This window comes from Escherichia sp. KTE114 (assembly GCF_000407765.1).
Lineage (GTDB): Bacteria > Pseudomonadota > Gammaproteobacteria > Enterobacterales > Enterobacteriaceae > Escherichia > Escherichia ruysiae.
Genome location: NZ_KE136626.1, coordinates 2,083,006 through 2,106,214, shown reverse-complemented (window position 1 = coordinate 2,106,214; position 23,209 = coordinate 2,083,006). Strand labels below are relative to the sequence as shown.

Below are 23,209 nucleotides of genomic sequence, written 5' to 3'. Positions count from 1 at the left end.
ATGCGACGCTTGATACGTCTTATCCGGCTTTCACTTAACTAAGCGTTTCTCTGCCAGACAAAACTTACGCCATTCTCACCTTCGGCCACACCGTCTTGCGTCACAAAAACCTCCGCCGCCGCAATCAGCGTTTCGCCATAAAACAGCAACGGCGTAGTGTCGCGCAACCACGGTGGCACGCCCAGTTCCTGCCAGATTTTCTTTAACTTACGCCCACCATTGCGCCCGACAATATGCAGCAATCCCGACGCTTTAAAACGCACGCTGACCGCTTCGTCTGCACGCGGAGGGCGAATATCTCCACCCGCAATAAGTTGCACACTTCCCAGACTTGCCGGTAATTCCAGCGGCTGTTGCCACGTCAGCCACGGCACAACCGTTTCGCTTTGTCCGGCAACGGATTTAATCCACCACAATTGCGACTGATAGCGACGTATTTCAAACGCACCAAATCGCAAGCAAGGAGAAGCATCTTCCCGCGCCAGCGCCACTTCTTGCCAGATGCGCACCATCGCGTCGCGGGAAGGCATCGGAGCATTCTGCCCTGCCAGCCAGCGGCGGATAATCGCCGCGCGACGGGCGTCGCTCATCGTCATCATTGGCGCTATCTGCAGCGTCCCCTGCGGCGTTTGACAGTGCGCTAAATCATCCGCCAGCAATTCATCTAACAGGCTCTCTTGTTCAGCGCAAAGTGCGGCGCTGCGGGCCGTTGCTTCGGTAAAATGCGGCCAACGCTGCTGCAATAACGGCACTACGCGCAGGCGCAGGAAATTACGATCGTAGGAATCATCCTGATTACTTTCGTCTTCAATCCAGCGTAAATCATGCTCACGCGCCCACAGCTCCAGTTCTCCCCGCGTGCGGGCGAGCAACGGGCGGATAAGCCGCGTTCCGGCAAAATCGGCGACTTCCCCCATAGCCGAAAGCCCGGCAGGGCCGCTACCGCGTTTTAGCGCCAGCAGAAAGGTTTCACATTGATCGTCAAGATGCTGCGCGGTAACCAGCACTTCGCCAGGTAACAAGGTACGAGCAAATGCCTGATAACGCGCCTGCCGTGCCTGGGCCTCAATACCTAGCCCCTCTTGCGCAAGTTGTACGCGCTCAACCACCAGTGGCACCTGCCACTGTTGGCAGATATTTTCGCAATGCGTAACCCAGGCATCGGCATTGGCACTTAAACCGTGATGCACATGGATAGCGCGCAGAGTGACGCCCGGATTTTCCATCCGCCACTGCACCAGCTGATGCAGCAGAACGGTAGAGTCAAGCCCGCCGCTAAAGGCCACCAGAATCTGGCGTGAGGTGAGAAGTTGTCTATTCAGCGTGAGTGTCATGATGGTGCGATTTTACAGTAGCAATGCCCGGCACGTTACCGGGCAAATGCGGCGATGACAAGCCTTACTGCTCATACAGTTCCAGCGGCAGCCCGTCAGGATCGTTAAAGAACGTGAAGCGTCTTTGCGTGTATGGATCGACACGGATGGCTTCACACTTCACGTTATGGCTTTGCAAGTGCACCACTGCCGCATCGATATCATCAACGCTAAACGCCAGATGCCGCAGGCCGCAGGCTTCCGGTCGGCTGGGGCGCTCCGGCGGGAACGGAAATGAGAAAAGTTCAATCACATATTGTCCGTTAAGCGCCAAATCTCCTTTCCACGAATCGCGCTCTTCACGATAGACTTCACTTTGCAGCGTGAAGCCGAGAATATCGCAGTAGAAAGCTTTGCTCACCGCATAATCCGTCGCAATAATCGCAATATGGTGAACCTGTTTTAAACCCAACATAGAATCTCCTGCATTGATATGATACGCACGTGCATCGCGATATATTGATAATACGCATAAATTGCAGGAAAGATGAATCAGACATTTACACTGACTTTAAAACAACATCTCAAACGCCTGTAATAGCGGTTGAGATGCGGTTTGGTGAAGCGTTTTACAGGAGATTACTCTGCGCTATTCTTGCTAACACTCTCAGCAATGCGGCGCAAATATTCGTTATTCTTAAACGCTATCATAATTAATTCGAAAGTCATACGACAGCTTATAAGACCAATGACGGTATAAGCTAACCCTAAGAGAAAGTTTCCGCTAAATATGGAGAAGACACCGCCTATCAGTGTCAGCACCATAGCCAGCCAGTAAAAAAACACCAGTACACGCGGCATAAGAAGACGATCAAATCCTAAAATTGCTTTCATATTTTATCCTTAAAAATTCTATGAGCCTGATAAATTTATATTATTTTTAACTACTGTGTATATTGGTATATGCCTCCGAAATCGGAGTTATCAACATGAGTTCAAGAGTTTTTGGGATGAGGGAAATGAAAGTAAGATTATCTAAATGTATTTATAATATGACTAAATAAACCACATACAAAAAAGGTCACCGAAGTGACCCTTTTCAGAACATTTGCTGATTACGCGTAGCCGTAGCTCATCAGGCGCTGATAACGACGATTTTTTAAATCTTCAGTGCTTAACATGTCGAGATCGGCCAGATCCGCCAGCAGTTGCGCTTTCAAAGACGCCGCCATCGCTTCCGGGTTACGGTGAGCGCCGCCCAGCGGTTCCGGGATGATGGAGTCGATCAATTTCAGTTCTTTCAGACGCGGAGCGATGATGCCCATCGCTTCAGCCGCCAGCGGTGCTTTATCGGCGCTCTTCCACAGAATGGACGCACAACCTTCCGGCGAGATAACAGAATAGGTGCTGTATTGCAGCATATTCACTTTATCACCCACGCCAATCGCCAGCGCGCCACCAGAACCACCTTCACCAATAACGGTACAAATAGTCGGTACGCTCAGGCGAGACATTTCACGCAGGTTACGCGCGATGGCTTCAGACTGACCACGCTCTTCTGCGCCCACGCCTGGATATGCCCCCGGTGTGTCGATAAAGGTGATGATTGGCATCTTAAAGCGTTCAGCCATTTGCATCAGACGCAGTGCTTTGCGGTAACCTTCTGGCGCTGGCATACCAAAGTTACGGCGAATTTTCTCTTTGGTTTCACGACCTTTCTGGTGACCAATAATCATCACCGGACGACCATCGAGACGGGCGATACCACCAACGATAGCTTTGTCATCTGCATACGCGCGGTCACCTGCCAGTTCGTCAAATTCATCAAATGCCAGGCGAACGTAATCCAGGGTATAAGGACGCTGTGGATGGCGAGCCAGTTGCGCAATTTGCCATGCACCGAGATCGGCGAAGATTTTACGCGTCAGTTCTACGCTTTTTTCACGCAGACGATGCACTTCTTCATCGATGTTAATATCCAGTTTCTCATCCTGGCGGCTAACCGCAGTCAGAGAATCGATTTTCGCTTCCAGCTCTGCAATCGGCTGTTCAAAATCAAGGAAATTCAGACTCATAGTATTCCTGTATTAGTCAAACTCCAGTTCCACCTGCTCCGAACCAATGAGGCCACGGAGATCGTTTAATAAACGATCGCTCGGAGAGACACGCCACGTCGCGCCAAAACGCAACCGCGCGCGTGCATCCGCCCTCTGATAGTAGAGATGTACTGGAATTGTCCCAGAGCGGTGGGGTTCCAGAGACTGACGGAGTCGGTTTAAAAGCTGGTCATCAATTTGCCTGTCCGTCAGCGAGATAGCAAGCCCGCGAGCATATTTTTCCCGGGCTTCGTCAATATCCATCACTTCGCGAGCGGTCATTTTAAGCCCACCGCTGAAGTCATCAAAGCTGACCTGTCCGCTGACGATAAGTATGCGGTCTTTTTCCAGCAATTGCTGGTATTTATCCAGGGCGTCAGTAAACAACATGACTTCCAGCCGCCCGGAACGGTCATCCAGCGTGCAGATACCGATACGATTGCCGCGCTTGGTGACCATAACCCGCGCGGCAATAACGAGCCCCGCAGCCGTGGTGACTTTACCACGTTCTGTCGGATGCATGTCTTTCAGCCTTACGCCTCCGACATAACGCTCAATCTCTTTTAAATACTGGTTGATAGGGTGGCCCGTCAGGTACAGACCTAACGTTTCACGTTCCCCATCTAACACCACCTGTTCCGGCCACGGCTGGCAGCTAGCGTAAGATTGTTCAATTTGCTCCGGCTCTTCCGCCAGTACGCCAAACATATCGGCCTGGCCGATGGCTTCTGCTTTCGCGTGTTGATCTGCCGCTTTTAACGCATCGCCCAGCGAGTTCATCAGCGCCGCGCGGTGTGGCCCCAGACGGTCAAACGCCCCGGACATGATCAGTTTTTCCAGCACGCGACGGTTCAACTTTTTGGTGTCGGTGCGGGCACAAAGATCAAACAGTTCGCGAAAGTAGCCGCCTTTATTACGGGCTTCGATGATGGCCTCAATTGGCCCCTCACCTACCCCTTTGATGGCGCCAATACCATACACGATTTCGCCGTCATCGTTGACGTGGAAATGGTAAAGACCGGAGTTTATATCTGGTGGCAGGATTTTCAGCCCCATCCGCCAGCACTCATCCACCAGGCCAACCACCTTCTCGGTATTATCCATATCGGCGGTCATCACCGCCGCCATAAACTCTGCCGGATAGTGCGCTTTCAGCCATAACGTTTGATATGACACCAAAGCATAGGCCGCAGAGTGCGATTTGTTAAATCCGTAGCCGGCGAATTTCTCCACCAGGTCGAAGATTTTCATCGCCAGTTCGGCGTTGATCCCGTTCTTTTCTGCACCTTCAGCAAAAACAGAACGCTGCTTAGCCATCTCTTCCGGCTTTTTCTTACCCATCGCACGACGCAACATATCTGCACCGCCGAGGGTATAACCAGAAAGTACCTGGGCAATCTGCATTACCTGTTCCTGATACAGGATAATGCCGTAAGTCGGTTCCAGTACTGGTTTCAGACTTTCATGCTGCCACTGCACGTCCGGATAGGAGATCTCTTCGCGACCATGTTTACGGTCGATAAAGTTATCCACCATCCCTGATTGCAACGGACCGGGGCGGAATAGTGCCACCAGTGCGATCATATCTTCGAAGCAGTCAGGTTGCAGACGCTTGATCAGGTCTTTCATGCCGCGCGATTCAAGCTGGAATACCGCCGTGGTTTCCGAGCGTTGCAGCATGTCAAAACTTTTCTTGTCATCCAGCGGGATCGCGGCGATATCCAGCGGCGGCTCGCCATTCTTCGCCCGCCGCTTGTTGATCATCTCCAGCGCCCAGTTGATGATGGTGAGCGTACGCAAACCAAGGAAGTCGAACTTCACCAGCCCGGCGTATTCAACGTCGCTTTTATCAAACTGGGTGACCGGATGTTTGCCCTCTTCATCGCAATAAAGCGGCGCAAAATCGGTAATTTTGGTCGGCGCGATAACCACCCCACCGGCGTGCTTACCGGCGTTACGGGTGACCCCTTCCAGTTTGCGCGCCATGTCGATCAGCGCCTTAACTTCTTCATCCGCTTCGTAGATTTCCGGCAGCTGCGGCTCTGCTTCAAACGCTTTCGCCAGCGTCATCCCCGGATCGGGCGGGATCAGTTTCGAGATACGATCGACAAAGCCATACGGATGCCCCAGCACGCGGCCTACGTCGCGGATCACCGCTTTTGCCGCCATCGTACCGAAGGTGATGATCTGCGATACCGCATCGCGACCGTACATGTCCGCCACGTGTTCGATAACCTGGTCGCGTTTCTCCATACAGAAGTCAACGTCGAAGTCAGGCATGGAGACACGTTCCGGGTTAAGGAAACGTTCGAACAGCAGGTCAAATTCCAGCGGATCGAGGTCGGTGATTTTCAGCGCATAAGCCACCAGAGAACCCGCACCGGAGCCACGACCTGGCCCTACCGGTACGCCGTTATCTTTCGACCACTGGATAAATTCCATAACGATGAGGAAGTAGCCGGGGAAGCCCATCTGGTTGATAACCTGAAGTTCAGTATCCAGACGTTCGTCATATTCCGGGCGACGCTTAAGACGTTCTTCCTCGTCAGGGAATAAAAATGCCAGACGCTCTTCCAGCCCTTCTTTTGCGCGCTTGACCAGATAATCTTCGGTGCTCATGTCCCCGGTCGGGAACTGTGGCAGGAAGTATTCACCCAGACGCACAGTTACGTTACAACGTTTGGCGATCTCAACGGTGTTGGCAAGGGCTTCGGGGATGTCGGCAAACAGCTCGCACATCTCCTCTTCGCTACGCATATATTGCTGCGGCGAATAGTTACGTGGGCGTTTAGGATCATCGAGAGTAAAGCCGTCGTGGATCGCGACGCGGATTTCGTGCGCGTCAAAGTCGCTGCTGTCGATAAAGCGCACGTCGTTGGTCGCCACGACGGGCAAACCGCGCGCTTCCGCCAGTTCTACCGCCGCGTGCAGATAGCTTTCTTCGTCCGGCCTGCCGGTGCGAATCAATTCGAGAAAATAGCGATCCGGGAAGTGTTCTTCATAAAACGCAACACACTCATCCACCAGCGTGCTGTTACCACGCAAAAGGCTGCGTCCGACGTCGCCCATGCGCCCGCCGGAAAGGAGGATCAGCCCTTCGTTTAATTCGATAAGCCAGTCGCGATCGATGATTGGCCCGGCTGCACCGTACCCGCGCTGATACGCTTTTGAGATCAGCAACGTCAGATTCTGATAGCCGGTATTGTTAGCCGCCAGTACCGTCAGGTGAGTTAACTCATCCCCCAACAGATCGCACTGGACGTTAAAATCCGCCCCGACGATGGGTTTAATCCCTGCGCCATGTCCCGCTCCGTAGAACTTCACCAGACCGCAAAGGTTGGTGAAATCGGTGATCGCCAGTGCTGGCATACCCAACGCCGCCGCCTTTTTTACCAGCGGCGCGGTTTTTGCCAGGCCATCGATCATCGAGTAGTCGCTGTGCACCCGTAGGTGAACGAAACGTGGTTCAGACATCTTCAGATTCCGGTTTACTTAATCTCGACACAAGAATCAGGACGCAAGTCCCAGTGCGCGTTTGACAGGGCCAAAGCTGCGCCGATGGTGTTCGGTCGCGCCGTGTTCAGCCAGTTTTTCAAGATGAAAAGCTGTTGGATACCCTTTGTGTTGGGCAAAACCATATTGTGGATAAACGATGTCCAGCGCCGCCATTTCAGCGTCGCGCGTGACTTTCGCCAGAATAGACGCGGCACTGATTTCCGGCACGCGGCTGTCGCCTTTAACTACAGCCATCGACGGCATCGGTAATTTCGGACAGCGGTTACCATCAATCAACACATATTCCGGCGCAATATGCAGCCCCGCAACCGCACGCTGCATCGCCAGCATGGTCGCGTGTAGAATATTCAGTTCGTCGATTTCATGGGGTTCCGCGCGACCCAGACTCCAGCTTAACGCTTTCTCTTTAATCTCTTCATACAACGCCAGACGGCGTTTTTCGCTCAGCTTTTTGGAATCATTTAGCCCGACAATCGGACGCGCCGGGTCGAGGATCACGGCAGCGGTGACAACCGCGCCAACCAACGGCCCGCGCCCGACTTCATCCACACCCGCAACAAGCTGCGTGTGCGGATAAACAAATTCGATCATTGTGCTAACTCCAGAACGGCTTGTGCCGCCTGCTCATCGGCATTGCAGCGGATCTGCTGATGCAGTTCGCGGAAGGTGTCGTGCATTGCGTGGCTGGTTTTACCATCCGCCAACAGCGGTAACAGCGCCGCAGCCAGTTTTTGCGGCTCACACTCTTCCTGCAATAACTCTTTGACTAACTCTCTGCCAGCCAGCAAATTGGGTAGAGAGACATAATCAGTTTTCACCAGTCGCTTCGCCAGCCAGAAGGTGAAAGGCTTCATGCGATACCCCACCACCATCGGGCATTTCGCCAGCATACACTCGAGTGCCGCCGTGCCCGACGCCAGTAACGCCGCATCGCTTGCCACCATCGCCTCACGCCCCAATCCATCTAAGAGATGAACAGCAAGGTCTGGCGCAACTTCAGCTTTGATGCGTTCAAACTGCTCGCGGCGTTTGGCATTCACCAGCGGCACCACAATCTCAAGATCGGGATATGTCTGGCGCAAAAGCTGGGCCGTTTTCAGGAAATCGGCACTAAGCATCTCAACTTCCGCGCCACGACTGCCAGGCAGCAACGCCAGGCAGTGGGCATCGTGAGGGATACCCAACACATCACGGGCGGCGTTTTTATCTGGATCTAACGGCATGGCATCAGCCATGGTGTGACCGATAAAACGGCACGGCACGTTGTATTTGTCATAAAACGCTTTTTCGAAAGGCAGAAATGCGAGCACCAGATCGGTGGCTCTGCCTATTTTGAAAACGCGTTTCTGTCGCCACGCCCACACGGACGGACTGACGTAATGAATGGTTTTGATACCCTGCTTTTTGAGGTTACCTTCGAGGGTAATATTGAAGTCAGGCGCATCAATGCCGACAAAAACATCTGGCTTTAGCTCACCAAAACGTTTCGTCAGATCGGCTCGAATATGCAGTAAGCGACGCAAACGACCGAGCACTTCAACAATGCCCATCACCGCCAGCTCTTCCATTTCGTACCAGGCTTCGCAGCCTTCAGCCTGCATCCGTGGCCCGGCAACACCAACAAAACGGGCGTTGGGCACACGTTCTTTCAGAGCGCGGATTAAACCGGCCCCCAGAATATCGCCGGAGGTTTCTCCGGCGACCAGGGCAATCGTTAATGGACGCTGTTCAGCCATTAACGAATCAGACCGCGCGTTGAGCGTGCAAAGAAATCGGTAAACGCTTTCACTTCCGGATAAGTTTCCGCCAGTTCAGCAATTTCCGGTTTCACTTCATCGAGCGTTTTTCCGCTGCGATAAATCAGCTTATACGCATTGCGGATAGCGGTAATCGCCTCACGGCTAAAACCGCGACGCTTCAGCCCTTCGATATTGACACCGAACGGCGTTGCGTGGTTACCCTGCGCAATAACATAAGGAGGGACGTCCTGCGCCACACCGGAGCAACCGCCAACCATCACGTGCGCACCAATGATGCAGAACTGATGGACTGCGGTCATGCCGCCGATGATCGCGAAGTCATCTACCGATACGTGCCCCGCCAGCGTTGCGTTGTTGGCGAGAATACAGCGGTTACCTACCGTACAATCGTGCGCAATGTGAGCATTGATCATCAGTAAGTTGTCGCTGCCCACCTTCGTCAATCCACCGCCCTGGACTGTGCCACGATGAATGGTGACGCTTTCGCGAATGCGGTTACGATCGCCGATTTCCACACGGGTCGGTTCGCCAGCATATTTCAGATCCTGGTTAACTTCGCCGATGGAGGCGAACTGATAAATCTCATTGTCGCGACCAATTTTAGTATGGCCATTCACGACAACGTGAGATTTCAGTACGGTACCCTCACCAATTTCGACATGGGGTCCAACGATACAAAAAGGACCAATGTGAGCATTGGCGCCAATCGACGCGCCCTCTTCCACAATGGCGGTTGGATGCACAAAGGCGGATTTATCAATCACGTATCAGGCCTCCCGGCTACGAGCACACATCATCGTTGCTTCGCAAACTACTTTACCGTCGACCAGAGCAACCCCTTTAAAACGGGTCAGGCCACGGCGCGTTTTTTCGAAAGTGACTTCCATGATCATTTGATCGCCTGGCACGACCGGGCGCTTAAAGCGCGCTTCGTCAATACCGGCGAAGTAGTACAGCTCACCCGGTTCCAGTTTTCCTACGCTTTTAAACGCCAGAATACCTGTTGCCTGTGCCATTGCTTCCAGAATCAGCACACCCGGGAAAATCGGTTTTCCAGGGAAATGGCCCTGGAAGAATGGCTCATTGACAGAGACATTTTTTACTGCGCGCAGAAAACGACCTTCTTCAAAATCCAGCACGCGATCCACCAGTAAGAACGGGAAACGGTGTGGCAGAAGTTCTAAAATCTCTTCAATCTGCAGAGTATGAGTGTTAGTAGTCAAGATACTCTTCCTGTCAAAATATAAGAAACGACAATAATAACACGGCCTGCCGCAATCGTAAGAATGAGACAGGCCGTAAAGTTTGGCGAACAAAAGATGGAACGTTAGTCTTGTTGATTAACCTTGCGCTCAAGCGATTTCAGACGCTTGCTCATATCATCAATGTTCATCACCAGTGCAGCGGTTTTGCGCCAGACTTTGTTGGGTTGCAGCGGAATGCCTGAGGAATAGACGCCAGGTTCAGTGATAGGACGCATCACCATACCCATGCCCGTAACCGTCACTTTATCGCATATTTCCATATGCCCGTTGATTACGCTGGCACCGCCGATCATGCAGTAACGACCAATTTTCAGGCTGCCCGCCATAATGACGCCACCGGCAACCGCCGTATTGTCGCCAATCACAACGTTATGTGCAATCTGGCACTGGTTATCAATGATCACGCCATTACCGATAATGGTGTCATCCAGAGCACCACGATCGATAGTAGTACAGGCACCGATCTCCACGCGATCGCCAATAATCACGCGACCAATCTGAGGGATCTTCACCCAGTTACCCCGATCGTTGGCATAGCCAAAACCGTCCGCACCTACCACCGTTCCGGATTGGATCAGGCAATTCTGACCGATCTGGATCTCATGGTAAATGGTTACGTTCGCCCAAAGGCGCGAACCTGCGCCGATTTTGCTGTTTTTACCAACGAAGCAACCGGCACCAATAATCACGTTATCGCCCAGCTCAACACCGGACTCAATCACCGCGTTCGCGCCAATCGAAACGTTGTTACCCAGCTTCGCCGTCGCGTCGATCACTGCACTGGGTGCAATGTCCTGCGCGGGCTGCGGCGTGGTATCTAAAATTTGCGCCATGCGCGCGTAAGTCAGGTAGGGATTCTTCACTACCAGCGCGGCACTTTTCGCGAAAGGAAGATCGTCCTGGGTCATGACAACCGCAGACGCCTGGCACAAGCCTAAATGCTCACGGTATTTTGGGTTAACCATGAACGTGATGTGACCTGTTTGTGCAGATTGCATGGACGCAACGCCGGTGATGACGATATCGCCATCACCGTGTAGTTCTGCATCCAACTGCTGCGCTAAATCAGCCAGTCGAATTGAAGGCATTACTTATTTAACCTGTTTCAGTACGTCGGCAGTGATGTCTTTTACATCGCTGCTGTTGTAAGCAACGGCGTTTGCATCAACAACCAGATCGATATCCTGGCTGTTGGCAACGGATTTCACAGCAGTCTGGATACGAGTAACCAGTTTGCCGCGTTCTTCGTTGGAACGACGTGCGCGATCCTGCTCAAAAGCCTGCGCTTTCTGAGCAAAAGTCTGGCGCTGAGCCATCACGTCTTTTTCCAGCTTAGTACGATCGCTACCGGCTTTCATAGACTGCAGCTTTTTCATTTTAGCTTGCAGATCGGTTTCCATACGCTGCAGTTCGCTGGCACGGCCTTTGAACTCATTTTCCAGCGTGTTAGAAACACCAGTTTTCTGTGCTACCTGCTGGAACAGGCTGCCCATATTGACGATTGCAATTTTGTCAGCCGCCTGAGCAGAAGTTGCCAGTGCTAAACCGAGACCTGCAGCTAATAACCACTTTTTCACAATAAACTCCTTACCATCCCATTTGCACCGGAGGGTGCAGTTCTTTGCGTGGCCCGGCGATCTTATATTGATCGCCTAAAGTCATCGCTACACTACCACTACATTCCTTTGTGGAGAACACTTACCAGGTTTTACCGATGTTAAACTGGAACTGTTCTGCCTTGTCTCCATCGTACTTTTTGAACGGCTGGGCGTAGGAGAACACCAACGGCCCCAATGGGGACATCCATTGTAATGCGATACCCGCAGACATACGGATATTGCTTGGATCACTATAGTCCGGATATCCAGAATATTGGCTGGAATCCCAGTTTGTATCCCAAACGGTGCCCATATCCCAGAAGAAGGAAGTACGAACCGAGTTAGCATACTTGTCGCTAATGAATGGCGTCGGGGTGATGAGTTCGAGGCTGGCAACCGCCATGGCGTTACCACCTACAGCATCATCCGATTTACACAGGTCTTTCGCTCCGTCCTGAGTCGCACATTCGTAATCGTAGTCCGGATCATAATTACTGGCCTGATGCGGGAAGTAAACTGCTTTCGGACCAATGGTGTTGGACTGGAAGCCACGCACGGTGCTGGAACCACCGGCATAGAAGTTCTCGTAGAACGGCATCTCTTTGCCGCCTAAACCATCACCGTAACCCCAACGAGTACGACCCAGAACAACCCATTTGTGATCGTCATCGATCGGTACATAAGTCGCCGTGTCTAACGTCACTTTGTAGTATTCGTTATCCGATCCCGGAATGGTCACTTTACCGGTCAGGTTGACACGTGAACCATCTGTCGGGAAGTACCCACGGTCAAGTTTGTTATAGGTCCAACCATAGTTGAACGTGAAGTCGTCCGTTTTGAAGCTGTTATCCTGATCAGAGGTGCTCGGATGTTCACCCATAGAGTACAGATAACGCCACATCGCAACCTGCGGCTGCATGTTGGACAGGGAGTTATGCACATAACCCAGACCTGCACGCAACGAGTTATATTCGTTGATCGGGAAGCCCAACGTCACGTCTGTACCATAACTCTTGTTGGTATAGTCGGACAGGTCGGCGTCATCTGCCTGGAAGTCATTATAGAAGAGACGGCCACCGAGGCTTACGCCATCTACGGTGAAGTACGGGTTGGTTACCGACAGTTCAGCATAGGTCTGGTAATCGTTTTTGGTTCCGTTGATACCAACAGCATAACCCGTACCTAACCAGTTATCCTGTTGCACGCCAGCCTGGAAGCTCACGCCACTTTCAGTACCGTAACCAATACCAAAGTTGAAGCTACCGGTGTTACGTTCTTTGACCTTGTAGACCACATCAACCTGATCCGGGCTACCCGGAACACGCTGAGTGTCAGTGTCGACTGTTTCAAAGAAGCCCAGACGATTCAGACGCTCTTTACCCTGATCGACCAGATCGCTACCCAGCCATGCCCCTTCCATCTGGCGCATTTCACGGCGCAGAACAGCATCTTTCGACGTGTCGTTACCTTCAAAACGGATCTTACGCACATAGAAACGGTTACCCGCATCAACGTTCACACGTAATTTAACGGTCTTGTCGGCATCGTTAATTTCAGGCATCGACTGTACGCGCGGATAGGCATAACCATAGCGACCGAGAAGCTTTTTAATGTCATCTTCCATTTTGGTCACTTTGGTGCCGTTATACAGCTCGCCCGGCTCGATCTTAGTCAACTGCTCAATTTCAGCGGAGTGCCCGGCAAGGTTACCGCTCACTTCAACGCCAGAAAGCTTGTACTGATCGCCTTCGGTGATGTTCACCGTGACGTAGATACCTTTTTTATCCGGCGTCAGACTGACCTGGGTCGAGTCGATGTTGAAACGGGCATAACCGCGATCCAGATAGTAACTGCGCAGGGTTTCAAGGTCGCCCGCCAGTTTCTGTTTCTGGTATTTACGATCGCCTACCACGTTCCACCACGGCACTTCGTCACGCAGCTGGAAATGAGAGATCAGTTCGTCGGTGGTGAAAGCATGGTTACCAACAATATTGATTTGTTGGATTTCTGCTGACACACCTTCCTGGAACACCAGTTTAAGGTCAACACGGTTACGCGGCAGTGGAGTCACGACAGCTTTTACGCTGGCGCTATATTTACCGACGCTGTAGTAGAAGTCTTCCAGACCTTTTTCGATATCAGCAATGGTGGTGCGATCAAGAGATTCGCCCACACGCACGCCAGAAGCCTCGAGGTTTTGCTTCAGCATGTCATCTTTCACCGATTTGTTCCCGGAGAAAGTGATGCTGGCAATGGTCGGACGTTCTTTTACCTGAACCAGAAGGGTATCACCATCACGAAGGACACGAACATCCTCAAAGTTGCCGGTAGCAAACAGAGCGCGAATGGTATTACTGATATCTTCATCATTAACCGTGTCGCCTGTGCGCACCGGCATACTGAGGAGGGCCGCACCAACGGCGACACGCTGAAGGCCTTCGAAATGAATATCTTTCACTACGAACCCTTCAGCACCGTATACGGTGGCGCTGCTAAACAGCAGCGACGCTATGAGCAACTTTTTCATCGCCATCGTTATTATGCGTTCTTCCTAACTAACTCTCATAACCGAGAGAAATCATTGAAAAGTGCAAGCCCCATTAACAGCACCAGCAGAATCGAGCCAATGCGATAACAAAAGTCTTGAACCCGCTCGGATACCGGTCCGCCCTTGATCTTTTCGATCGCAAGGAACAGCAGATGCCCCCCGTCAAGTACGGGCAACGGAAACAGGTTAATTATCCCTAAGTTCACGCTAATAAGCGCAAGAAACGGTAGATAATAAACAACCCCGAGTTCCGCTGTCATCCCAGCCCCCTTGGCGATAGAGATCGGCCCACTGAGGTTGTTCAGTTTCACATCACCGGTGATCAATTTTCCCAGCATACTGACCGTCAGCTTCATCAACTGCCACGTTTTGTCCGTGGCTTCGACGATGGCGTTGAACGGCCCATACTGGCGTACAACTTTATACTCATCTGGCAAAGGAATGACTTTCGGCTCAATGCCGACAAAACCAATCGCCTTACCATTGCCCGGTTTGCTCTCCGGGACTAATGTTAAAGACAAGGGACTCCCCTGCCTTTCGATTTCCAACGCTAAGGATTTACCCGGATTATCCCGGACAAGCATCACAAAGGTCACCCATTGCGTTAATGGCTGACCATCGACTTTAACGATCCTGTCGCCTGCTTGCAAACCCGCCTTGTTTGCCGCCGAATTTGGCTGCACATTTTCCACTACAGGTTCAATTTGCGGCCCACGGGGACGAATCCCCAAAGAAGATACTGGATCTTCTTTATCAGGCTCAAACGCCCACTGACGTAAATCGAGCTTTACATCTCGCCGCTGGTCGCTACCAAATGGTGCTACGGTAATGATGGTGCTTTCATCACCAATTTTATCGACCAACTGCAAACGCACGGCATCCCAATCAGGCGTTTCGATACCATCTACGGCTTTTAGTTCCGTTCCTGGTGCAATTTGTGCTTGTGCAGCTATCGAATTGGCTGATATTTCACCAACCACCGGGCGTACGCCAGGCACACCAATGATAAAAACCAGCCAGTAAGCAAAGATAGCAAAAATGAAGTTTGCAACCGGACCTGCGGCAATGATCGCCGCACGTTGGCCAACAGATTTATTATTGAAGGCATGGTGGCGAAGCTCCGGAGCAACCGGTTCAGCACGCTCATCCAGCATTTTGACATAACCGCCCAAAGGGATCAGGGCGATGACATATTCGGTGCCTAGCTTATCAGTTCGGCGCCAGAGCGCCTTACCAAAACCTATAGAGAAACGCTCAACGCGAACACCGCAACGCCGGGCAACCCAGAAATGACCAAATTCATGCACGGTGATAAGTACACCCAATGCAACGATGAACGAAGCCAAATCCCAGAGAAAACTCAGCATAATACCTTCCGTTAAAGCGTCCTGAATACCAGCAACAGCAGGCAAGCAAAGACCGGTACAGCAGCCGTCAGGCTATCAATACGATCCAAAATACCGCCATGTCCTGGAATTAAATGACCGCTGTCCTTAATTCCTGCTTCACGCTTAAACATGCTCTCGGTCAGATCGCCAAGCACTGAGGCTAACGCTGCGACAATAGAGCAAATGAGTAAGGTGACGGGTGCAACGTCCAGATTCGCCCACATGCCATAACCCCATGAGATTACCGCTGCGGTCGCGAGTCCGCCAATAAAGCCTTGCCAGGTTTTACCCGGAGAAACCTTCGGTGCCAGCTTATGTTTGCCAAACAATTTGCCAAACATATATGCGCCAGAGTCAGCGCCCCAGACCAGGATCATGACATAGAGCAGCCATATCGCGCCACTGTAATGATTCTCGTCATAGTGCCAGGCTCGTAACGCCAACATGCCCCAAAAGAAGGGAACAATAGTTAGCACGCCAAAGATAATGCGCAATGTTTTGGACTTACGCCATATTGTCGCGGAACCGGGATAGAATAACACCAGCAATAACGCGACAACCCACCAGCCAAGCGAAGCCCAAAGTGAGACCTCAACCAGTGGTTGATGGATATTTCGGTGATATTCCGGCAACAGAAAAAGCATCAGCGCCAACAATAACCCGCACAGCACCGCCAGCCATACCCGCTGCGAGCGAGAGGTAAAACCGCTAAGCTGTCCCCATTCCCACGCTGCCAGCATACAGACTACCAGCGTAACAATAGCGAAACCCACCGGCGGCAATAAGAACAGCGCCGCGATGACGACAGGTATTAAAACAAAAGCAGATATCAGGCGATACTTCAGCAAAAGCGACCCCCATCAGGCTGTTTCATCACCGGGCTCGGTGCCGCCGAAACGACGCTCTCGATTAGCAAAGGCATTTAGTGCCCCTTCAAAGTCTTGTTCATCGAAATCGGGCCAGAGAACATCTGTAAAGTAAAGTTCGGCATAGGCAATTTGCCAAAGCAAAAAGTTACTAATGCGATGCTCCCCCCCAGTCCTAATTACTAAATCTACAGGGGCCAGTTCATGCATACAGACATGCTGGTTTAGCATCTCTTCATCTATCTGATCCGGTTGCAGGTTTCCTTGCTGCACCTTTTCAGCCAGTTGCCTGACGCCCTGGACTATATCCCAACGTCCACCGTAGTTCGCCGCAATATTCAACGTCAGACCGGTATTCCCGGCAGTTAACGCTTCAGATTTACGAATACGTTCTTGCAAACGCGAGTTAAAACGACTGGTATCGCCAATAATACGCAGACGCACGTTATGTCGGTGCAGGCTTTTTACTTCGCTATCGAGCGCCCACACAAACAGTTCCATTAACGCACTGACTTCCTGCGCTGGTCGGTTCCAGTTTTCACTACTAAAGGCATACAGCGTTAACGCCTCAATACCGTTGTTGGCCGCAAAAGAGACCGCCCGGCGGACCGATTTAGCCCCGGCTTTATGCCCAAAGGCACGAATCTTCCCTTGCTTTTTTGCCCAGCGCCCGTTGCCATCCATAATGATCGCGACATGGCGACAGCCATGAACTGGCAATTTTTCGCTAAGTGGTTGAGTAGCAGACAACATCACGCGTTTCTTATTCCCTGACAGGGTTTACGGTACTCAGGAATACTGAAGCCTATACAAAAAAAAGCCGTGTAAAACCACGGCATACCTGACCTTAGAAAGCCAACTACTTACGATCAGATGGCGCAGACTATATCACTGAAGCACTACGCTAACAAATAGCACGACTCTCTGTAGCCGGATTATCCTCAGCTTGCGAGACGCATCACCTCTTTTCTGGCGACCTCACGCGCACAGGCATCGACAGACAACACATCGTCCACGCATTGTGGTTCGCGCATATCCATATTTTCCAGAACGGATAAATTCAATGCGGCGATATCCGTAAAGCGGATTTGTTGCGCAAGAAACGCAGCAACGGTGATTTCGTTTGCGGCATTCAATGCGGTCGTCGCAGCCTGGCCTTGTTCGAAAGCATCCATCGCCAGTTTCAGGCATGGATAGCGATCATAATCCGGTGCGGCAAATGTCAACGCACTCAGTTTGCAAAAGTCGAGCGGCTTCACGCCAGAGTTCACGCGATTCGGCCATGCCATGGTGTGGGCAATTGGCGTACGCATATCGGGTTCTCCCAGTTGCGCCAGAACGCTGCCGTCCTGATAACGCACCATTGAGTGAATCACTGACTGCGGGTGAATCAGCACTTCCATCTGGCTGGCACTGGCGTTAAACAACCAGCGCGCTTCAATGTATTCCAGACCTTTGTTCATCATGGTAGCCGAATCGACAGAAATTTTACGTCCCATCGACCAGTTCGGATGACGGCAGGCTTGATCGGGCGTCATTGTTGCCAAATCGTGCAATGGCGTCTCACGGAAAGGGCCACCAGACCCGGTAAGCAAAATGGACACCACGCCATTTTGCTCAAGGTCAGCGTATCCCAGATTGTGCTGGATAGGTTGCGGTAAACTCTGAAAAATGGCGTTATGTTCGCTATCGACCGGTAATAACTGCGCTTTACTCTGCTTTACGGCGTCCATAAACAGACGTCCACAGGTGACCAGTGATTCTTTGTTGGCCAGCAGTATGGTTTTACCCGCGCGGATAGCGGCAAGCGTAGGTAACAGGCCTGCAGCACCAACAATCGCAGCCATCACCTGATCAACATCTTCAAGCGCCGCCATATCACAGGCAGCCTGCTGACCGCTTAAGACTTCGGTGCAACTACCATGTTGTTGTAGCGTCGTTTTAAGAAGTTTCGCACTCGCTTCATCGTCCATTACGGCATAACGGGGAGAGAATTCCAGGCACTGTTCTACCATGCGAGTGACATTTTTGCCTGCCACCAGCGCAACTACGCGGAAGTGTTCGGGATTATGGCGCACCACGTCCAGCGTGCTGCAACCAATCGAGCCGGTCGAGCCCAGAATGGTGAGTTGCTTCATGAAACATCCAGAGTTGAGACAGAATAAAAAGCAAAACGCCGCCAGCCGATCCGCAAGGATCTACTGAGCGGCGTTTTTTGTCGTTCAAGAAATCAGAACTGCATCAGTTCTGCTTCTTTGTCTGCCAGCGCCGCTTCAATTTTCTTGATTGCAGCATCAGTCAGTTTCTGTACATCGTCCTGAGAACGGCGATCGTCGTCTTCGCTGATCTCTTTATCTTTCAACAGTGCTTTCACTTTATCGTTCGCATCACGACGCACGTTACGTACTGCAACACGCGCCTGTTCAGCTTCACCACGAACGATTTTAGTCAGATCTTTACGACGTTCTTCCGTCAGCGGCGGCAGCGGAACACGGATGTCGCTACCTGCAGAGTTCGGGTTCAGGCCGAGATCGGACGCCATAATCGCTTTTTCAACGGCCGGAGACATTGAACGATCAAACACGTTGATTTTCAGAGTGCGGGAATCTTCTACCGTTACGCTTGCCAGCTGACGCAGCGGCGTCGGCGTGCCGTAATATTCCACGACAATGCCATCCAGCAGGCTGGGAGAAGCACGACCCGTGCGTATTTTGCTGATTTGGGTTTTGAACGCTTCGACGCATTTGTCCATGCGTACTTCAGCATCTTTTCTGATATCGCTAATCACGTTACGAATCCTTGAAAACTTGTCTCAGTCAGACCAGACAGTCACACACAGTGGAAGTGTGCTAAGTATAGCCCTGATTAAACATATTACGGGTAATCGTCTGGATTATTAGGCTATTTTATTTGCCATTTTGCCCCCGGGCAGTGCTCGCCATCCTCACGTACTTATGTACGCTCCGGTTGCTGCGCGCTGACCGTGACCAAACTGCCTGCAACAATAACGCCTTATAACCAGACTTACGCCCCCGCGATACTTATGCGGAATCTTACCCTTATTTATCCATCACGGGAATTATTCCGTGATTAAAGTCCCTTCTTTTTCACCCATTACCACACGGCGCAGCGCACCCGGTTTATTCATGTTGAAAACACGAATCGGTAATTTGTGGTCACGAGCCAGCGTGAAGGCCGCCAGGTCCATTACTTTCAGCTCTTTTTCCAGAACTTCACTGTAGGTCAGCTGCTCGTACATAGTTGCAGTTGGATCTTTCGCCGGGTCAGCGGTAAACACACCGTCAACTTTGGTTGCTTTCAGCACCACATCGGCTTCAATTTCGATACCACGCAGGCAAGCTGCGGAGTCAGTGGTAAAGAATGGATTACCAGTACCGGCGGAGAGGATCACCACACGGTTGTTGCGCAACAGACTGATAGCTTCTGCCCAGCTGTAGCTGTCGCATACGCCATTCAATGGAATAGCGGACATCAGACGAGCGTTCACATAGGCGCGGTGCAGTGCATCACGCATTGCCAGACCGTTCATTACGGTAGCCAGCATCCCCATGTGGTCGCCCACAACGCGGTTCATACCCGCTTTCGCCAGACCAGCGCCACGGAACAGGTTACCCCCACCAATCACCACACCAACCTGAATACCCAGTTCAACCAGTTCTTTGATTTCCTGAGCCATGCGATCCAGTATGCTTGCATCAATACCGAAGCCTTCAGTGCCCTGCAGAGCTTCGCCACTCAACTTAAGCAGAATGCGTTTATAGACGGGTTTTGCATTGGTAGCCATGTTTCTTTCCTGAGACTGTCAACGATTGAAATGAATTAATACTAGCGACATTGTACGTCGCTTTTCAGCGCAGCCCCATAAGGGTTAGCTGAATTTACAAGATGGGCGCAAAAAGAAGCCGCCCTCAGGCGGCTCCTTTTCGATAATTAAGACTGCTTGGACATCGCAGCAACTTCTGCTGCAAAGTCAGTCTCAACTTTCTCGATGCCTTCACCCACTTCGAAGCGGATGAAGCCAGTCACTTCAGCGTTATGCTCTTTCAGCAGCTGACCAACAGTTTTTGCCGGTTCCATTACGAACGGCTGACCGGTCAGAGAAACTTCGCCGGTGAATTTCTTCATGCGGCCTTCAACCATTTTCTCTGCGATTTCTTTCGGCTTACCAGACTGCATCGCGATATCCAGCTGTACCTGGTATTCTTTCTCTACCACTTCAGCAGATACGTCTTCCGGCTTGATGAATTCCGGCTTGCTTGCAGCAACGTGCATAGCGATGTGTTTAACCAGCTCTTCGTCAGCGCCTTTAGCAGCAACCAGAACGCCGATACGCGCACCGTGCTGATAAGAACCCAGAACGTCGCCTTCCAGCGCAGCAACGCGGCGAATGTTGATGTTTTCACCGATTTTCGCTACCAGCGCAACGCGTTCTTCTTCGAACTGTGCTTTCAGAACTTCAACGTCAGTGATTTTGCCAGCTACAGCTGCGTCCAGAACTTTGTCTGCGAACGCCTGGAAACCAGCGTCTTTTGCTACGAAGTCAGTCTGGCAGTTAACTTCCAGAATGATGCCGTAGTTGCCGTCGATTTTGGTTTTGATCACGCCGTCAGCAGCAACGTTGCCTGCTTTTTTCGCTGCTTTGATAGCACCGGACTTACGCATGTTTTCGATTGCCAGCTCGATGTCGCCGTTAGCTTCAGTCAGTGCTTTTTTGCAATCCATCATGCCTGCGCCAGTACGCTCACGCAGCTCTTTTACCAGGGATGCGGTAATTTCAGCCATTCTAAAATCCTCGGAGATGTGATCTGCCCGGCATTAAACCGCACAGATATAAAAGTGAAAAAGGGGGCCATATGCAGGCCCCCTAACCAAACGTGTACTACCTGGTCTATAAGGGCTCGTACGAGCGTGCCTTATTACTCAGCTTCTACGAAGCTTTCTTCCGCCTGGGAAGCCAGATCCTGAGAACGGCCTTCACGTACGGTTGCAGCAACAGCGCCCAGGTACAGGGTCACAGCACGGATTGCGTCGTCGTTACCCGGGATAACGAAGTCAACACCGTCCGGATCAGAGTTGGTATCAACGATAGCAAATACCGGAATACCCAGGTTGTTTGCTTCTTTGATAGCAATGTGTTCGTGGTCAGCATCGATTACAAACAGAGCGTCCGGCAGACCGCCCATGTCTTTGATACCGCCCAGGCTGTTTTCCAGTTTCTCCAGCTCACGAGTGCGCATCAGCGCTTCTTTCTTGGTCAGCTTGTCGAAAGTACCGTCCTGAGACTGAGTTTCCAGGTCTTTCAGACGTTTGATGGACTGACGAACGGTTTTCCAGTTAGTCAGCATACCGCCCAGCCAGCGATGGTTCACGAAGAACTGGTCGCAGCTCAGAGCAGCGTCTTTCACCGCTTCGCTTGCAGCGCGTTTAGTACCAACGAAAAGGATTTTACCTTTGCGAGAAGCAATCTTGTTCAGTTCAGCCAGAGCTTCGTTGAACATCGGTACAGTTTTCTCAAGGTTGATGATGTGAACTTTGTTACGCGCACCGAAGATGAACGGCTTCATTTTCGGGTTCCAGTAACGGGTCTGGTGACCAAAGTGAACACCAGCCTTGAGCATGTCGCGCATGGAAACAGTTGCCATGATTAAAACCTCTATATAAAAGTTGGGGTTATGCCTCCACGTATCCCATATTACCGACCCCAAAGGGCACCCCGGAATATGTGCCGATACGTGTGTGTTGTTACACAAAGTGAGATTGTCGCTTCCGTCCAGTCTGTGTATACGAAATGGATCGGAAGTCCGGCGCGCTTTATACCACAAATACGCCGTGGACTCCAATAATTGTTGGCGCTGTGTACAGCATCAGACGCTGAATTTTCTATTATAGAAAACCCTCGGTGGCACGTTTCGCGAAGTTCAGAATGATTCTCAATTTGACAGGGTGTGATACCATTGACAGCACTTACATATATATTGTCGGTATCACCGACGCTGATGGACAGAATTAATGGCTATCTCAATCAAGACCCCTGAAGATATCGAAAAAATGCGCGTCGCTGGCCGCCTGGCTGCCGAAGTGCTGGAAATGATCGAACCCTATGTTAAACCGGGTATCAGCACCGGCGAGCTGGATCGCATCTGTAATGATTACATTGTGAATGAACAACACGCGGTTTCTGCCTGCCTCGGCTATCACGGTTATCCGAAATCCGTTTGCATCTCTATTAATGAAGTGGTGTGCCACGGTATCCCGGACGACGCCAAGCTGCTGAAAGACGGCGATATCGTTAACATTGACGTCACCGTAATTAAAGACGGTTTCCACGGCGACACCTCGAAAATGTTTATCGTCGGTAAGCCAACCATCATGGGAGAACGCCTGTGCCGCATCACGCAAGAGAGCCTGTACCTGGCGCTGCGTATGGTAAAACCAGGCATCAATCTGCGCGAAATCGGCGCGGCGATTCAGAAATTTGTCGAAGCAGAAGGCTTCTCCGTCGTTCGAGAATATTGCGGTCACGGTATTGGTCGCGGCTTCCATGAAGAACCGCAGGTGCTGCACTATGACTCTCCTGAAACCAATGTCGTGCTGAAACCAGGGATGACGTTCACCATCGAGCCAATGGTCAACGCGGGTAAAAAAGAGATCCGCACCATGAAAGATGGCTGGACGGTAAAAACCAAAGATCGCAGCTTGTCTGCACAATACGAGCATACTATTGTGGTGACTGATAACGGCTGCGAAATTCTGACGCTACGCAAGGATGACACCATCCCGGCGATAATCTCGCACGACGAATAAAATAAAGCTGGCTTCAGACTGATGACAAGGCCTA

Annotated in this window: 21 protein-coding genes; 1 reads left to right on the top strand and 20 read right to left on the bottom strand. The window is 51.5% G+C overall.

All coding sequences use genetic code 11. The features are described 5' to 3' along the window. Window positions 1-38 precede the first annotated feature (38 nt). The 20 genes from tilS to rpsB all read right to left on the bottom strand — a co-directional run bounded on the left by tilS (window position 39) and on the right by rpsB (window position 22,013). A complete protein-coding gene (gene tilS, locus WC5_RS10940; protein WP_000176533.1) occupies window positions 39-1,334 on the bottom strand; it encodes a tRNA lysidine(34) synthetase TilS in 1,296 nt (431 codons plus the stop codon). A 64-nt stretch (window positions 1,335-1,398) separates the two neighbouring features. After that, window positions 1,399-1,788, bottom strand: coding sequence for a VOC family protein (locus WC5_RS10945; protein ID WP_000901104.1), 390 nt, complete (start codon window positions 1,786-1,788; stop codon window positions 1,399-1,401). A gap of 164 nt (window positions 1,789-1,952) precedes the next feature. Next, complete coding sequence (locus WC5_RS10950; protein WP_000644313.1) at window positions 1,953-2,207, bottom strand: DUF4282 domain-containing protein; 255 nt, start codon at window positions 2,205-2,207, stop codon at window positions 1,953-1,955. Between the two features lie 221 nt (window positions 2,208-2,428). Next, window positions 2,429-3,388, bottom strand: a complete 960-nt coding sequence (accA, locus tag WC5_RS10955; RefSeq protein WP_000055745.1) for an acetyl-CoA carboxylase carboxyl transferase subunit alpha — start codon at window positions 3,386-3,388, stop codon at window positions 2,429-2,431. A gap of 12 nt (window positions 3,389-3,400) precedes the next feature. Continuing rightward, entirely contained in the window at window positions 3,401-6,883 is a 3,483-nt protein-coding gene (gene dnaE, locus WC5_RS10960) for a DNA polymerase III subunit alpha (RefSeq protein ID WP_001294794.1), read from the bottom strand. A 36-nt stretch (window positions 6,884-6,919) separates the two neighbouring features. Continuing rightward, window positions 6,920-7,516: a ribonuclease HII gene (gene rnhB, locus WC5_RS10965; RefSeq protein WP_000569437.1), complete on the bottom strand. Its 597-nt coding sequence runs from the start codon at window positions 7,514-7,516 to the stop codon at window positions 6,920-6,922. Beyond that, the gene (gene lpxB, locus WC5_RS10970; RefSeq protein ID WP_000840595.1) at window positions 7,513-8,661 is read right to left on the bottom strand and encodes a lipid-A-disaccharide synthase; all 1,149 of its coding nucleotides are present in this window, start codon (window positions 8,659-8,661) and stop codon (window positions 7,513-7,515) included. The genes rnhB and lpxB overlap by 4 nt, the downstream gene beginning before the upstream one ends. Continuing rightward, complete coding sequence (lpxA, locus tag WC5_RS10975) at window positions 8,661-9,449, bottom strand: acyl-ACP--UDP-N-acetylglucosamine O-acyltransferase (RefSeq protein ID WP_000565966.1); 789 nt, start codon at window positions 9,447-9,449, stop codon at window positions 8,661-8,663. The genes lpxB and lpxA overlap by 1 nt, the downstream gene beginning before the upstream one ends. A 3-nt stretch (window positions 9,450-9,452) precedes the next feature. Beyond that, window positions 9,453-9,908 carry a 3-hydroxyacyl-ACP dehydratase FabZ gene (gene fabZ / locus WC5_RS10980; protein WP_000210739.1) on the bottom strand — a complete coding sequence of 152 codons (456 nt, stop codon included), beginning with the start codon at window positions 9,906-9,908 and terminating at the stop codon, window positions 9,453-9,455. Between the two features lie 104 nt (window positions 9,909-10,012). Further along, complete coding sequence (lpxD, locus tag WC5_RS10985) at window positions 10,013-11,038, bottom strand: UDP-3-O-(3-hydroxymyristoyl)glucosamine N-acyltransferase (protein ID WP_001139274.1); 1,026 nt, start codon at window positions 11,036-11,038, stop codon at window positions 10,013-10,015. Between the two features lie 3 nt (window positions 11,039-11,041). Further along, on the bottom strand, window positions 11,042-11,527 hold the full coding sequence (skp, locus tag WC5_RS10990; protein ID WP_000758956.1) for a molecular chaperone Skp: 486 nt from the start codon (window positions 11,525-11,527) through the stop codon (window positions 11,042-11,044). 121 nt (window positions 11,528-11,648) lie between these two features. Further along, window positions 11,649-14,081 (bottom strand): outer membrane protein assembly factor BamA, encoded by a 2,433-nt coding sequence (gene bamA, locus WC5_RS10995; RefSeq protein WP_001240898.1) that lies wholly within the window; start codon window positions 14,079-14,081, stop codon window positions 11,649-11,651. Window positions 14,082-14,110: 29 nt separating this feature from the next. Next, complete coding sequence (gene rseP / locus WC5_RS11000; RefSeq protein WP_000948223.1) at window positions 14,111-15,463, bottom strand: sigma E protease regulator RseP; 1,353 nt, start codon at window positions 15,461-15,463, stop codon at window positions 14,111-14,113. Between the two features lie 11 nt (window positions 15,464-15,474). Beyond that, window positions 15,475-16,332: a phosphatidate cytidylyltransferase gene (gene cdsA, locus WC5_RS11005; RefSeq protein WP_000922433.1), complete on the bottom strand. Its 858-nt coding sequence runs from the start codon at window positions 16,330-16,332 to the stop codon at window positions 15,475-15,477. 12 nt (window positions 16,333-16,344) lie between these two features. Then, window positions 16,345-17,103 carry a (2E,6E)-farnesyl-diphosphate-specific ditrans,polycis-undecaprenyl-diphosphate synthase gene (gene ispU, locus WC5_RS11010; protein ID WP_001517776.1) on the bottom strand — a complete coding sequence of 253 codons (759 nt, stop codon included), beginning with the start codon at window positions 17,101-17,103 and terminating at the stop codon, window positions 16,345-16,347. Window positions 17,104-17,291: 188 nt separating this feature from the next. Next, window positions 17,292-18,488: a 1-deoxy-D-xylulose-5-phosphate reductoisomerase gene (ispC, locus tag WC5_RS11015; protein ID WP_000811944.1), complete on the bottom strand. Its 1,197-nt coding sequence runs from the start codon at window positions 18,486-18,488 to the stop codon at window positions 17,292-17,294. A gap of 92 nt (window positions 18,489-18,580) precedes the next feature. After that, entirely contained in the window at window positions 18,581-19,138 is a 558-nt protein-coding gene (gene frr / locus WC5_RS11020) for a ribosome recycling factor (RefSeq protein WP_000622418.1), read from the bottom strand. Between the two features lie 291 nt (window positions 19,139-19,429). Beyond that, entirely contained in the window at window positions 19,430-20,155 is a 726-nt protein-coding gene (gene pyrH / locus WC5_RS11025; RefSeq protein WP_000224573.1) for a UMP kinase, read from the bottom strand. Window positions 20,156-20,301: 146 nt separating this feature from the next. After that, complete coding sequence (gene tsf / locus WC5_RS11030) at window positions 20,302-21,153, bottom strand: translation elongation factor Ts (protein WP_000818112.1); 852 nt, start codon at window positions 21,151-21,153, stop codon at window positions 20,302-20,304. 134 nt (window positions 21,154-21,287) lie between these two features. Next, on the bottom strand, window positions 21,288-22,013 hold the full coding sequence (gene rpsB, locus WC5_RS11035; RefSeq protein ID WP_000246882.1) for a 30S ribosomal protein S2: 726 nt from the start codon (window positions 22,011-22,013) through the stop codon (window positions 21,288-21,290). Between the two features lie 367 nt (window positions 22,014-22,380). Between rpsB and map the strand changes: the two genes are divergently transcribed. After that, window positions 22,381-23,175 (top strand): type I methionyl aminopeptidase, encoded by a 795-nt coding sequence (map, locus tag WC5_RS11040; RefSeq protein ID WP_001018187.1) that lies wholly within the window; start codon window positions 22,381-22,383, stop codon window positions 23,173-23,175. Window positions 23,176-23,209 lie beyond the last annotated feature (34 nt).